General features: G+C 70.5%; 12 protein-coding genes. 5 read left to right on the forward strand and 7 right to left on the reverse strand.

Annotated elements, in window-relative coordinates; translation table 11 throughout:
* Window positions 1-2014, forward strand: a 2014-nt coding sequence (locus tag Q0C81_RS03190; protein WP_291833418.1) for a TonB-dependent receptor, incomplete at its 5' end; no start/stop codon positions are given.
* Here the strand turns inward: Q0C81_RS03190 and Q0C81_RS03195 are convergent.
* On the reverse strand, window positions 2011-2946 hold the full coding sequence (locus tag Q0C81_RS03195; RefSeq protein WP_291833421.1) for a helix-turn-helix domain-containing protein: 936 nt from the start codon (window positions 2944-2946) through the stop codon (window positions 2011-2013). The genes Q0C81_RS03190 and Q0C81_RS03195 overlap by 4 nt on opposite strands.
* A gap of 199 nt (window positions 2947-3145) precedes the next feature.
* Here Q0C81_RS03195 and Q0C81_RS03200 point away from each other — a divergent pair, with 199 nt between their 5' ends.
* Window positions 3146-4954, forward strand: coding sequence for an AMP-binding protein (locus tag Q0C81_RS03200; protein ID WP_291833424.1), 1809 nt, complete (start codon window positions 3146-3148; stop codon window positions 4952-4954).
* Here the strand turns inward: Q0C81_RS03200 and Q0C81_RS03205 are convergent.
* The 4 genes from Q0C81_RS03205 to Q0C81_RS03220 all read right to left on the reverse strand — a co-directional run bounded on the left by Q0C81_RS03205 (window position 4951) and on the right by Q0C81_RS03220 (window position 7962).
* Entirely contained in the window at window positions 4951-6003 is a 1053-nt protein-coding gene (locus Q0C81_RS03205) for a phosphotransferase family protein (RefSeq protein ID WP_291833428.1), read from the reverse strand. The two genes, Q0C81_RS03200 and Q0C81_RS03205, sit on opposite strands and share 4 nt — an antisense overlap.
* The gene (locus Q0C81_RS03210; protein WP_291833430.1) at window positions 6000-6782 is read right to left on the reverse strand and encodes an SDR family NAD(P)-dependent oxidoreductase; all 783 of its coding nucleotides are present in this window, start codon (window positions 6780-6782) and stop codon (window positions 6000-6002) included. Before Q0C81_RS03210 ends, Q0C81_RS03205 begins: the two co-directional genes overlap by 4 nt.
* Window positions 6772-7221, reverse strand: coding sequence for a MerR family transcriptional regulator (locus Q0C81_RS03215; RefSeq protein WP_291833433.1), 450 nt, complete (start codon window positions 7219-7221; stop codon window positions 6772-6774). Before Q0C81_RS03215 ends, Q0C81_RS03210 begins: the two co-directional genes overlap by 11 nt.
* A 126-nt stretch (window positions 7222-7347) precedes the next feature.
* On the reverse strand, window positions 7348-7962 hold the full coding sequence (locus Q0C81_RS03220; protein ID WP_291833437.1) for a TetR/AcrR family transcriptional regulator: 615 nt from the start codon (window positions 7960-7962) through the stop codon (window positions 7348-7350).
* A 107-nt stretch (window positions 7963-8069) separates the two neighbouring features.
* Here Q0C81_RS03220 and Q0C81_RS03225 point away from each other — a divergent pair, with 107 nt between their 5' ends.
* From Q0C81_RS03225 to Q0C81_RS03235, 3 genes are read left to right on the forward strand one after another with little or no spacing between them, the layout of a single operon-like run.
* The gene (locus Q0C81_RS03225) at window positions 8070-8810 is read left to right on the forward strand and encodes a Coq4 family protein (protein WP_291833440.1); all 741 of its coding nucleotides are present in this window, start codon (window positions 8070-8072) and stop codon (window positions 8808-8810) included.
* Window positions 8807-9232 carry a DUF2147 domain-containing protein gene (locus Q0C81_RS03230; RefSeq protein ID WP_291833443.1) on the forward strand — a complete coding sequence of 142 codons (426 nt, stop codon included), beginning with the start codon at window positions 8807-8809 and terminating at the stop codon, window positions 9230-9232. The genes Q0C81_RS03225 and Q0C81_RS03230 overlap by 4 nt, the downstream gene beginning before the upstream one ends.
* A complete protein-coding gene (locus Q0C81_RS03235; RefSeq protein ID WP_291833446.1) occupies window positions 9229-10971 on the forward strand; it encodes an AMP-binding protein in 1743 nt (580 codons plus the stop codon). Before Q0C81_RS03230 ends, Q0C81_RS03235 begins: the two co-directional genes overlap by 4 nt.
* On the opposite strand, the gene Q0C81_RS03240 is transcribed toward Q0C81_RS03235, so the two are convergent.
* Together Q0C81_RS03240 and Q0C81_RS03245 are read right to left on the reverse strand one after the other, a co-directional pair.
* Complete coding sequence (locus Q0C81_RS03240) at window positions 10960-11820, reverse strand: bile acid:sodium symporter family protein (protein WP_291833448.1); 861 nt, start codon at window positions 11818-11820, stop codon at window positions 10960-10962. The two genes, Q0C81_RS03235 and Q0C81_RS03240, sit on opposite strands and share 12 nt — an antisense overlap.
* 11 nt (window positions 11821-11831) lie before the next feature.
* Window positions 11832-13211: FAD-binding dehydrogenase (locus tag Q0C81_RS03245; protein WP_291833451.1), on the reverse strand; the 1380-nt coding region annotated here is incomplete at its 5' end.

Here is a 13211-nt window from a genome sequence, read left to right on the forward strand (position 1 = left end):
CGCCGAGACGCTGGAGCGCACGGCGGCGACAGGCATCCAGGACATCGCGGCCAAGGCGCCGGGCGTGACCCTGACCCAGTTCAACATCGGCGAGCCGCAGCTCTACATCCGCGGCGTCGGGTCCTCGAGCGACTCGGCGGCCAGCGATCCCTCGATCGGCGTCTCCATCGACGAGGTGTCGATCGGCCGGTCGGGCGCCAGCGCCCTGGCCTTCCTCGACATCGAACGGGTCGAGGTCCTGCGCGGGCCGCAGGGGACGCTGTACGGCCGTAACGCCTCAGGCGGGGCGCTGAACATCTACACCCGCAAGCCGGTCTTCCAGAACACCGGCAGCCTGACGGCCCGGATCGGCAGCTTCGACGAGTACGGGCTCGAAGGGGTGGTGAACCGCCAGCTGGACGACGAGACCGCGATCCGCTTCGCCGCCCGCTACAACACCAACGACGGCTATGCCGAGAACGTCCCGACCGGCCGGGGGCTGGAGGGCGGAACGTCCTTGGGCGCGCGCGTGTCGGTGCTGAAGGAGGCGGGCGAATGGAGCCTCCTGCTGAGCGGCGACTATTCGAAGGACGACATGGACGGGCACGCCCGCATCCCGGTCACGACCTCGGCCACCGCGCCGGCCTTCGTCACCCTGATCAATACCCTGCGGACGGGCCTGGACCGGCGGCAGAGCTTCTCGTCGCCGGACAACTATCAGGACCGCACCAATTTCGGCGTGACGGCGCGGGTCGAGCATTCCGGCCAGGCGTTCGACTTCGTCTCCCTGACCTCGTTCCGGGACAACGACTACAGCTGGCGGGACAATCTGGGCGGCCTGCCGTTCCCGGCCTTCCCGCTGGAGGTGGACGACCGGGCCTCGGAGAAGGCGCGCCAGTTCAGCCAGGAGTTCCGGCTGGCGTCCAAGCCGGGATCCGACATCAACTGGGTCGCCGGCGCCTATGTGTTCCAGGAAGACATCCTGCGGAGCGAGCGCTTCATCGTGAACACGGCGCTGCCCATCGCGCCGCCGTCGTTCGGCGGCGACACCACCTTCATCCAGGATGCGACCAACCGCAGCTTCGCCGTCTTCGGCCAGGCGAACATCCCGTTCGCGGACATCTGGGAACTGACGCTGGGCGCCCGGTGGACGCATGACAAGCGCGAGATCCACCAGATCGCGATCGACAACGAGGGCGGCGCCAATCCGCCTCCGGGCATTCCGCTGGGGCCGGGCGGCGCGCCCTACAACGTCAGCGGCGACGAGAGCTTCAGCGAGCCGAGCTGGAAGATCGCCCTGGCGGTCGAGCCGGTCGACAACGTGCGCCTCTACGCCAGCTATGACCGGGGCTACAAGGCGGGGGCCTTCCCGTCGACGGCCCAGTCCGGCGCCCAGGCGCTGACGCCGCTCGCGTCGGAACTGCTCGACAACTACGAGATCGGGGTGAAGTCGACCCTGATGGGCCGGCTGCGCTTCAACGCGGCGGCGTTCAAGCTCGAGTACACCGACCTGCAGGTCTATGAGCTGCTGGGACTGGCGCTGGTCACCTCCAACGCCCAGGCCGAGGTGGACGGGTTCGAGATCGAGACCGCCCTGGCGATCACCAACAACCTGACCATCGGCGGCTCGTACACCAGCCTGGATGCGAAGTTCACGTCGAACGCCGCATCGGGCGCGCTGGTCCTGCCCTACAACGGCAACACCCTGCCGCGGTCGCCGGACAGCCAGTACACCCTGTACATCGACAGCGAATGGGACGTGGCCGGCGGCGTGCTGGCGGCGCGGGCCGACTATCAGTGGACCGACGCCTTCTACTTCGATCCGTCGAACAACCCCGAGGTCCTGTCGCCGGAGCACGAGCTGGTCAGCGCCTTCCTGTCGTGGGAGTCGCCGTCGGGCCTGAAGATCTCGGCCTACGGCAAGAACCTGACGGACACCGAGTACCAGACCCACATCATCAAGAACGTGGGCGTGGGCTTCAGCGTCTTCGGGGCGCCGCGCTCTTTCGGCGTGGCCCTGAGCCAAAGCTTCTAGGGAAGAGGCTGGGCGGCGTCGGGAGTTCCCGGCGCCGCCTCGACTTCCCAGCGGATGTTGCGCGGGTCCAGCAGGCGGCCCGTCGCCAGGTCGCAGACGACCGGATGGATCGCCTCGCCGGTGCGGGTGTCGACCAGTTTCAGCGGCGGCCCGTCGGGGCAGAGCCAGCGCTCGCTCCAGCCGTGCATGGCCATGATCATCGGGAACAGGTCCAGGCCGGCCTGGGTCAGCCGGTATTCGAAGCGCGGCGGCGCCTTCTGGTAGAGCTTCTTCTCAAGCACCCCGTGCAGGACCATGCGGTTCAAGCGGTCGGCCAGGATGTTGGTGGCGACGCCCAGCGCCTCGTGGATTTCGTCGAACCGGCGCATGCGGAAGAAGGCGGCGGCCAGCACCGCCCAGCTCCAGTAATCGCCCATGATGTCGGTCGAGCGGTCGATGATCGCCCGGTCCGTCTCCATCGGCTGGGTCCGGCGCCGGCGCGACGTCGGGGGCGCGATCGGGACCAGCCCCTCGCCCACCTCACCGCGGACGAAGTGCGGATCGACCGGCTGACCGCCTTCATGATTGAAGATGGCCGGGGTCACCGGCTCGCCGGTGTGGCGGTCGTAGAAGGCGAGGGCGTAGCGCTCCTGCAGGGGCGAGCGCGCCCACTTCCGCTCCCACTGGCCCTGCATGACGGCGGTGCCGAACATGTCGAGCCCCATTTCCGTCAGCCGGTACTCCAGGCGCGTCGGCGACTCCTTCGCCGGGCGCTGCTCGAACAGGCCGGCGGCGACGAGGCGGTTGAGCCGGTCGGTCAGGACGCTGCGCGGCATGCCGAGCCGGTCGCGCCACTGCGAGAACCGCCGCGCGCCGTAGAAGGCCTCGCGCAGGATCAGTTGCGTCCAGGCGTCGCCCGTCACCGCGAACGCGCGGGCGACGGGGTTCCCCATGATCAGATCGCGTGTGGAAATCTGGTCCACGAGCCCTCGTTTCAATCCTGCTTCGGACCCTGTCTAGCACTCCGGACACTGAATCGCAGGTCCGGTGACGCAAGGGCGTGATCAGGGCGATAAATCCTGTTTTGCAAGTCAGTCCGGACCGCTAGGATGAAGGCCGATCCGGAATACCGGACGTGTATGGGAGAGTGGCGTGCTGGATCTGGTCGAAGACTTCCATCGGGCGCCGTGCCGGCCCATCCGCTTCGGCGACGTGGGGCTGGAGATCGAGCGCCGGGACGACGGAACCCTGATCCTGTCGGCCCGCGCGCCGCTGGCGCCGTATGAGCGGAATCTGCTGCGCCGGTTCTGGTCGCACGGCGAGACGCAGGCGCAGAAGACCTGGATCGCCGAGCGGGACGGCGAGGGCTGGCGGCGGCTCTCCTACGGCCAGGCGCGAACCGACGTTTCGGCCGTGGCGACCTGGCTGAAGGCGCAGGGCGTTGCGCCTGGCCGCTCGATCCTGGTCCTGTCCGGCAACACCCTGGCCCATGCCTTGTGGATGTTCGGGGCCATGGCCGCGGGCGTGCCGATCTGTTCGGTCAGCACCAACTATTCCCTGCTGAGCGCCGACTTCGAGCGGCTGCGGCATGTGGTCGATCTGGTGAAGCCGGCGGTGATCTTCGCCGAGACCGCCGACTATGCGCGCGCCGCCGAGGCCATCGCGCCGGACGATGCGATCATCGTCACCGGCGCCCCCGACGCCTTCGCGGGCGAAGCGGTCGATATGGCCGAGGTGCTGTGGGCGCCGGACGTGGCGGGCGTCGGCCGGGCCGTCGAGGCGCTGGATCCGACGGCGCCCGCCCGCTACCTGCTGACCTCCGGCTCGACCGGGCGGCCCAAGGCGGTGATCCACACCCAGGCCATGATGACCGGCAATACGGCCAGCGGGGCGCAGGCCATGGGCGACGCCTTCGACTGGGGCGGGGTCATGCTGGACTGGCTGCCGTGGAGCCACATCGCCGGCTCGTCCCTGCTGACCAACATCACCTGGCTGGGCGGGACGCTGCACATCGACGACGGCCGTCCGACGCCGGCGCAGTTCGCGGCGACGCTGAGGAACCTGCGCGAGGTCCCGGTGCGCTTCTACGGCACCATGCCTTCGGGCTACGCCATGCTGGCCGATGCGCTGGAGGCGGACGAGGCGCTGCGCCGGACCTTCTTCAGCGAGCTGAGGGTCATGCTGTTCGGCGGGGCGGGGCTGCCCCAGCCCCTGCACGACCGGCTGCAGCGGCTGGCGGTCGCCACGACGGGGCAGCGGTTCATGTTCGTGTCCGGCTACGGCTCGACCGAGACCGGCTCCGCGATCAGCTACACCTGGTGGGAGAGCACCCGCGTCGGCATCGGCCTGCCGGTGCCGGGGGCGTCGCTGAAGCTGGTGCCGGCCGACGGCGCCTATGAGGTGCGGGTCAAGGCGCCCAGCGTGACGCCCGGCTATTTCGGCGACGACGACCGGACGCGCGAGGTCTTCGACGAGGACGGCTTCCTGCGCATGGACGACATGGCCGACTTCCACGACCGGGACGACCCCGAGCTGGGCCTGTTCTTCGCCGGGCGGCGGGTGGAGCAGTTCAAGCTGGCCAACGGCACCTTCGTGGCGGCGGGCCGGCTGCGCGGTGATCTGCTGGAGGCCCTGCCGGGCGTGTTCCGTGACGTGGTGATCTGCGGCGAGGGGCAGACGGCGTTGAAGGTCCTGGCCTGGGCCGATCCGGAGGGCGTGCGCCGGCTGGGAGATGCCGCCGCCGTGCGCGCCGCCGTGGCCGAGGGCCTGCGCCGCTACAATGCGACCCACACCGGCCAGAGCGAGCGGCTGGCCGGCCTGCTGTTCCTCGACACGCCGCCGGACGTGGAAGGCCACGAGGTCTCGGACAAGGGGTCGATCAATCGCAACATGGTCCTGCGCAACCGCGCCGGGGATGTGGCGCGGCTGTATGCCGACGATGCTGAGGTGATCGTTCCCTAACGCGCGCGTTGCGCCTGTTCCCACGCCAGCCGCGCCAGTTCGGGGAACTCGTCCGCGCGCTTGCGGGCCTTGGGCGAGACGGCGTTGCCGCGGATCACCCGGCCCCGGATGCCGTGGATGATGGCGGCGAAGCGGAACATGTTGAAGGCCACGAAGACATCAAGATCGGGCAGGGCGCTGCGCCCCGTCCGCCGGGCGTAGGCCTCGACGTAGTCCGCTTCTTCCGGGATTCCCAGGGCCTGGAGGTCGCGTCCGGCCAGACCGCCCAGATGCGGCGGCATGCGGTACATCATCAGGTGATAGGCGAAGTCGGCCAGCGGATGGCCGAGCGTCGACAGCTCCCAGTCGATGACCGCCGCCACCTCGGGCCGGTCGGGCCGCAGGATCAGGTTGTCGATGCGGAAGTCGCCGTGGATGACCGAGGTCTCTTCGGACAGGTCCCGTTCGGCCAGCCAGTCGATCAGGGCGTCCATGTTCGGGTCGCGCCCGGCGTCCACGTCCTCGCGGTACTGGCGGGTCCACAGCGCCGTCTGCCGCGCCACGAACCCGCCGCGCCGGCCGTAGTCGCCCAGGCCCAGGGCGTCGATGTCGAGGGCATGCAGGCCGGCCAGGGTGGCGTTCATGGCGTCGAACGTCGCGGCGCGTTCCTGCGGGGAGGCGATGTCCGTGGTGGGGTCCCAGACGATCCGGCCCTCGACATGGTCCATTAGGTAGAAGGCCGTGCCCAGCACCTCGGGGTCCTCGCAGACGCCGAGGATGCGCGGCACGGGAAAGCCCGCCTGGCCCAGCGCGCCCATGACCCGCGCCTCGCGCAGCACGTCGTGAGCGCCCTTGAGCAGGGGGTCGGGCGGCTTGCGGCGCAGGACGAAGCTGCGGTCGCCCGCCTGGACGCGATAGGTGGGGTTGGACTGGCCGCCCGAGAACTGGCTGATCCGCAGGGCGCCGGAGGGCAGGTCCATTTGGGCCCGCATCCAGTCCGCCAGCGCGGCCGCGTCCAGTTCGAACCCGGCGCGCACGCCGCCGTCAGCACTTACAGGGCCGTCGCTCACAGGGATTGGCCGTCGTCGATGATGAAGACCCCGCCGGTGATCGGGGCGGCCTCGTCCGAGCCCAGCAGGATCAGGGTCGGATCCAGTCCGTCGCCCGGCATCAGTCGACGGCGCGGGAAGCCCCGGATCTGTTTCTCGCCGCCGGGGCTGGAGAACCAGTCCGAGTTCATTTCGGTCTCCAGATAGCCGGGGCAGACCGAGTTGACGTTGATCCCCTCGCGCGCCCATTCGCGGGCCAGCGACTTGCCCAGGGAGACGACGGCCGCCTTGGACGCGCAATAGCCGCTGAGGCCGGGAAGCTGCTGCTGCGCGCCGATGGAGGCGATCAGCACGATGCGGCCGCGACCGGCCCCGGCCGCGCCGTTGGCCTTCATCGCCCGGGCCGCCTCGCGGGCGGTCAGGAAGGCGCCGCGCACATTGACGGCGAACATCTGGTCGAACTCGGCGACGGGGGCGTCCAGCGCCAGTCCCGGCAGGCCTATCCCGGCGTTGGCGTAGGAGGTGTGCAGCGGGCCGAGGGCGGCCTCCGCCGCCGCGACCCCGGCCACGACCGAGGCCTCGTCGGCGACGTCCATGGCCACGGCGAAGGCGTCCCCGCCTTCGGCCCGGATGGCGTCGACCACGGCGGCGAGGCGGTCGGTGCGGCGGGCGGCGACGGTGACCCTGGCCCCCTCGCGCGCGGCGACCCGGGCCAGGTGTTCGCCGATGCCGGATGAGGCGCCGGTGATCAGGACGTGGCGGTCGGAAAGGCGACCCGAGGGGTGGGCGTCAGCGGGCATGACGCAGCCTCGCCGAGCGATCCACCGTGGCGACGGAGGCGGGCGAGGTCCCCGACCCCAGGCCCTCCAGCCCGCCGGCCTCCAGTTCGTCAATGGCGGCGCGCAGGTCCCGAAGGCGCGCCTCGGCGGCGGCGATCTCCGACGACAGGAAGCGGGTCACGATCTGATCGCCCGAGACTGCCGTCAGGGCGGCGTCGATGTCGGGCGTCGGCATGCCCAGGCGGCGCAGCCGGGCGATCAGCGCCGCCCGGCGCCGCTGCTCCGAATCGTAGCACCGCGCGCCGGAGGGGCGGCGTCCGGCGGTCAGCAGGCCGATGTCCTCATAGTGCCGCAGCGCCCGAAGGGTCGTTCCTGTCCGCGCCGCCAGTTCCCGAATGCTGATCGCCGGGCTCGCCGCCGCGGTTCTGGCGGGTCTCGGGGGCAGGGGCACGACCGTCATGGCTCTTTCTCCGTCACTTGCGTAACCGAACCTGCAATGATCAGTCCGGATTTGCAAGCCACATGGGCGCGCGCCTGTCACCCTCTGTGGAAGGTCGGGCGGTCGAAGGCGAACGCCCGCGGGCGGTCACTCCGCCTGGGCGGGCTTCAGCAGGAAGTGCGGCAACAGGCCGGCGATGACCCGGCGGCTCGAGTCTTCGTCCTGATCGAGCATATCGCGCAGGGGCGGGCCGATCAGGGCTTCGCCGAAGGCGCTGAGCGCGATGAACAGGACGGCGCCCGAGATGCGGGCGTGGGCCTGTCCGTCGGGATCGCCGAGCTTCTCCTGGATGGCGTGCACCAGGCCGGTCACAGCGTCCCGGACGGGCTCCAGCTGGGAAAGGTCGCCCTTCAGAACAATCCAGGCCGCCAGCTTGCCCGCGCCGCCCTCCGCGAAGGCGTCGAACACGGCGTTGACCAGCTCCAGCGGCGCGCCCTCGTCGGTGCGCAGGCGCACGATGGCGGTGTCGAGCGCCTGGGCGAGGTCCGCGACCATCGAGCCCATCAGCGCCGACTGCAGGCCGGCGGCCGAGCCGAAATGGTGGATCAGGTTGGTGTGCGTCACCCCGATGTCGTCCGCCACGGCCTTGAGCGTGACCGCATCCGGCCCGCCCGAAAGCAGGCGCGCGCGCGCACACATGATCGCCTCTAGGCGCGCTTCTTCAGGCGTGCGGCGGCGGCGGCGTGGAGATGGTATTGACATCTATGTAAGTTACATCCATGTAGATAAGCGGCTTGGTTAAGCCCAGCATGCGGAGAGAGCAAGTGACTGCCGAATCAATGGTTGGGGAAATGGCGTTCGATCGCAACGTGAGCCCCCCGACGCGGCTGAAGCCCCGCCGTGTCCAACCGGTCCGCGCCTGGCGCGCCCTGCGCCGGCTGATCGCGGACAAGGAAGACACCACCCAGGTCTTCGAGATCATGAACGCCCTGGCGGGCGGCTCGGTCCGCCGCGGCTACCAGCAGATGCTGGACCAGGCCGACGGCGGACGCCAGGCCTTCCTGATGACGGAGCTGGCCGACCGGTTGCAGGACAAGGACTGGCTGCGCGCCTTCCCGGAAGGCAGCGTTGGACGGGCCTATCTGGCGTTCATCGAGGAGCGCAATTTTTCCGCCTACGGACTGGCCGACGAGAGCCGCAAGGTGGCCGACACCGATATCGAGGCGGCCCACCCCCATGCCTGGTACGCGCGGCGTTTGCGCGACGTGCACGACATCTGGCATGTGCTGACCGGATACCGGACCGACGCCCTGGGCGAGGCCTGCGTGGTCGCCTTCTCGCTGCCCCAGACCCGCAGCCCCGGCTTCGGCGTGATCGCGGCGGGCGTGGCGGTGGAGTTCGTGAGGGCCAAGACCGGCTATCCCTGCGCCCGCGCCATTCTGCAGGCCTGGGTCCGCGGACGCCGGGCGGCCTGGTTGCCGGGCCTGGATTACGAGGCCCTGTTCGCCGAACCGCTGGACAGCGCCCGCGCGCGGCTGAACCTGACGGCGCCGACCGTGTATGAGCGCGTGCCGGTCGAGGCCCGCAACGCCTACGGGAGGATGGGGTGATCCGGGCGGCCGTCGTCGGCGTTCTGATACTGGTTGGAGCGACGTCGCCGGCGGTCTCGCAGGAGGCTTCGATCCTCGGGCGCTGGCGTACGCCCGCCGAGGGCGGGGTGGTTGAAATCCAGCGCTGCGGCGCGACCCTGTGCGGACGGCTGGTCGACGCCGCGCCGCTGCGGCGCGATCCGAACCAGAGGGACGTCCGCAATCGCGACGCCGCGCTTCGGGACCGGCCCCTGCGGGGACTGGCGGTGCTGCAGAACCTCACCGGCGGCCCGACCGAGTGGCGGGCCGGCCCGCTGTACGACCCGAACAGCGGGCAGAGCGCCGCGACCGGCACGGTGACCCTGGCTGGCGACTCCCTGGCCGTGCGGGGGTGTATCGCGCGCCTGCTGTGCCGCACCCAGACGTGGCGCAGGGTCCGGTGACGCTGGAGCTCCTGGAAACGACGACCGTCGCCGGGGACGCCGCCGCCGACGCCCTGTGGACGGGCCGGTTCTGGACGGCGGCCTATCGGCCCGGCGTGCCCGCCTGCATCGAGGACGACCTGGCGCGCTGGTCGAGCGTCCATCAGCTGTTCGAGGCGGATTCGCGCCGTTTCGCCGACCGCGTCGGGTTCGTCAGCCTGGGGGCGGAGGTGACCTACGGCCGCGCCCTGGCGGACGCGAAGGCCTTCGCGGGCTGGCTGCAGTCAGTGGGCGTGGAGCCCGGCGACCGGGTCGCCCTGATGATGCCGAACTGCCTGCAGTATCCGGTGGCCCTGTTCGGGGTCCTGTTCGCCGGGGGCGTGGTGGTCAATGTGAACCCGCTCTACACGGCGCGGGAGCTGAAGCATCAGCTGGCCGACAGCGGGGCGGTGGTCCTGGTGGCCATGGACCTGTTCGCCGCGACGCTGGAAGAGGGGGTGCGCGACACCGCCGTCCGTCAGGTCCTGCTGACCGGCATGGGCGACATGATGCCGGCGCCCAGGCGCTGGGCGGTGAACGCCATGACGGCGCGCGCGCCGGGCCGGAAGACGACCGGCGCGCTGAAGGCCGAGCGCTGGGGACGGGCGATGGCGCAGGGACGGCGGATTGGGTTTGAACCGGTCGAGCGCCGCCCGGACGACCTGGCCTTCCTGCAATATACCGGGGGCACGTCAGGCGTCGCCAAGGGCGCGATGCTGAGCCACCGCAACGTCCTGGCCAATGTGCTGCAGGGGCGGGCGTGGGTGATGAGCCAGATCCCGCCGGAGCAGGCGGTGGGCAACGTCACCATGCTGCCGCTCTACCATATCTTCTCCCTGACGGCGAACCTGCTGATGTTCGTCGGGGTCGGCGGCCGCAACATCCTGATCGCCAATCCGCGCGACGCCAAAGGGGTGGAATGGGTGCTGCGCAAGGAGCGGTTCACCGGCATGGCCGGGCTGAACACCCTGTTCGCCGGCCTCCTGAGCACGCCGGGCTTCCGCACCCGGGACTTCTCCGACCTGAAGCTGACCATCGCCGGCGGCATGGCGACCCAGCGCGTGATCGCCGAGGCGTGGCAGACGGCCACCGGGGCGCCGCTGATCGAGGGCTACGGCCTGACGGAATGCTCGCCGGTGGTGTGCATCGGCTATGTCGATCTGGACCAGCCCGGGAGCATGGGGTTCGACGGGACCGTCGGCCTGCCCGTGCCGTCGACCGAGGTGCGGATGCGCCGGGAAGACGGCGGCTGGTGCGGCCTGGAGGAGCCAGGCGAACTGTGCGTGCGCGGGCCGCAGGTCATGCGGGGCTACTGGAACCGACCGGAGGAGACGGCGAAGGTGCTGTCGCCGGACGGATGGCTGGGCACCGGCGACATCGGCGTGATGCAGGCCGACGGCCGGGTCCGCCTGGTCGACCGGATCAAGGACATGATCCTGGTGTCGGGCTTCAACGTCTATCCGAGCGAGATCGAGGACGTCGTGGCCGCCCATCCGATGGTCGAGGAGGTCGCCGCGATCGGCGTGCCGGACGCCGTCCAGGGCGAGCGGGTCAAGATCATCGTCGTGCCGCGCTCCGACGCCCTGACGCAGGAGGCCCTGATCGCCCACTGCCGGGAGCACCTGACCGGCTACAAGGTCCCCCGGCTGGTCGAGTTCCGCAGCGAGCCCCTGCCCAAATCGGCGGTCGGCAAGGTGCTGCGGCGCGAACTACGCGGCTGAAGCGGCCCGCCGCCGGGTGATCCACAGTCCGAATAGCGCCGCCACCGGGAACATCAGCACCCCGTAGACCGCAGCCGGCAGCGACATGTCCGGCCGCCCCAGCACCGCCTGGGCGACGACGATGGCGAGGGTGGCGTTGTGAATGCCGACCTCGAAGGCGCTGGCGACGGCCTGCGGCTGTTCGATCCGCAGCAGGCGGGGCACGACGTAGCCGACCGCCAGGCTGAGACCGCAGAAGGCGACCGAGATCCCGCCCAGCAGGGCGAAATTGGACGCCAGCAGGTCGAAACTGTTCACCGCCGCCCCGGCGATCACCAGGGCGAGGATCGCCACCGAGGCGATCCGCACGGGCTTGTCCATGGCCTTGGCGAAGGCCGGCTTCAGCGCCCGCACGGTCATGCCCAGCGCCACCGGCGCCAGGACGATCAGGAAGACCTCCAGCGTCTTCTTGAACTGCAGGCCGACGGACAGATCGCCGGGCTGGAAGAAGGCGATGGCCAGGTTGGTGATGACCGGCAGGGTCACCACGGCGATGACGGAGTTGATCGCCGTGAGCGAGATGTTCAGCGCCACGTCGCCCCGGAACAGGTGGCTGTAGAGGTTCGCCGTCGTTCCGCCGGGCGAGGCCGCCAGCAGCATCATCCCCACCGCCAGGATCGGCGGCAGGCGGAACAGCAGCACCAGGGCGAAGCAGAGCGCGGGCAGCAGCAGCAGCTGGCAGGCGAGGGCGACGCCGGCCGCCTTGGGCTGTCTGGCGACGCGGGCGAAGTCGCCGGGCGTGAGGTCCAGCCCCAGGCCGAACATGATCACCCCGAGGGCCAGGGGCAGTGCGACGGCGGCGAATTCCATTCAGGGATCCCTCAGACGATAGCGGCCATGGCCCGGCCCGCGGCCCGACCGGAGAAGATGCAGCCCCCCAGGAAGGAGCCCTCCAGAGCGTTGTAGCCATGCAGGCCGCCGCCGCCAAAGCCGGCCGCTTCGCCGGCGGCGTAGAGGCCTTCAAAGACGGCGCCGTCCGGGCGCAGGACCCGGCTGTCGAGATCGGTCTGCAGGCCGCCCAGGCTCTTGCGCGTCAGGACATGCAGCCTGACCCCGATCAGGGGACCGGCGGCAGGGTCGAGGATCCTGTGCGGCTTGGCGACCCGCGCCAGACGGTCGCCGGGATAGCGGCGCGCGTTGTGGATGCCCTGGATCTGGACGTCCTTGGCGTAGGGGTTGGCCATCTGGGCGTCGCGGGCCTCGATCTGGCGGCGCACCAGGTCGGGGTCCAGCAGCGGCGTCGGCGTCAGCGCATTCATGCGCGCGACCAGGGTCTCGAGATCGTCCGCGATCACGAAGTCGGCGCCCCGGGTCTTGAAGGCCTCGACCTCGGGCGACGCGCCCTTGCCGAGGCGGGTCTTCAGCACGCGCAGCCAGCTGCCCGAGGTGATGTCGCCGTTCTGTTCGGAGCCCGAGAGGGCGAACTCCTTCTCGATGATCTTCTGGGTGAGGATGAACCAGGAATGGTCGTGCCCGGTCAGGTCGGGCGTGGTGCGCAGATGGCGCAGCGTCGAGACGGTGTCGTAGCCGGGCAGGGCGGGGAAGGGCAGGCGCCGTCCCAGCGCATCCAGCCAGATCGACGACGGCCCGGGCAGGATCCGGATGGCGTGCCGGGGCCAGACCGGGTTCCAGTTCCGGACGCCCTCGACGTAGTGCCACATGCGGTCCCGGTTCACGAGGCGGGCGCCGGCCTGTTCGGCGATATCGAGCAGCCGCCCGTCGACGTAGGCCGGCACGCCGGTGAGCATCTCGCCCGGCGGGGGCCCGAGCCGGTCGGGCCAGAAGCGCCGCACCTGATCATGGTCTCCGCCGATGCCGCCCGTGGCGATCAGCACGACAGGCGCGCGCAGGGCGAAGGCCTCGACCTCTGTACGGTTTGACGGCGCGCCCCGCGGTGCATCGTCCGGCTCAAGCCGCGCGCCCGAGACCCCGGTGACGCGTCCCGCCTCCACGATCAGCGCATCGACGCGGCAGCGATGGTGGAAGGTCAGAAGGCCGCGCTTCGCCGCCTTGAGCGCGCGCCGGGCGAAGGGTTCGGACACGCCGGTGCCGGTGCCCCAGGCCACGTGGAACCGCGGGACGGAATTGCCGTGGCCGTCCGCCCGGCCGTCGCCCCGCTCGGCCCAGCCGACCATGGGGGTCAGCCGGATGCCATGGCGGCGCAGCCAGTCGCGCTTTTCGCCCGCCGCGAACTCGACATA

The sequence above is a fragment of the Brevundimonas sp. genome, assembly GCF_023259385.1.
Lineage (GTDB): Bacteria > Pseudomonadota > Alphaproteobacteria > Caulobacterales > Caulobacteraceae > Brevundimonas.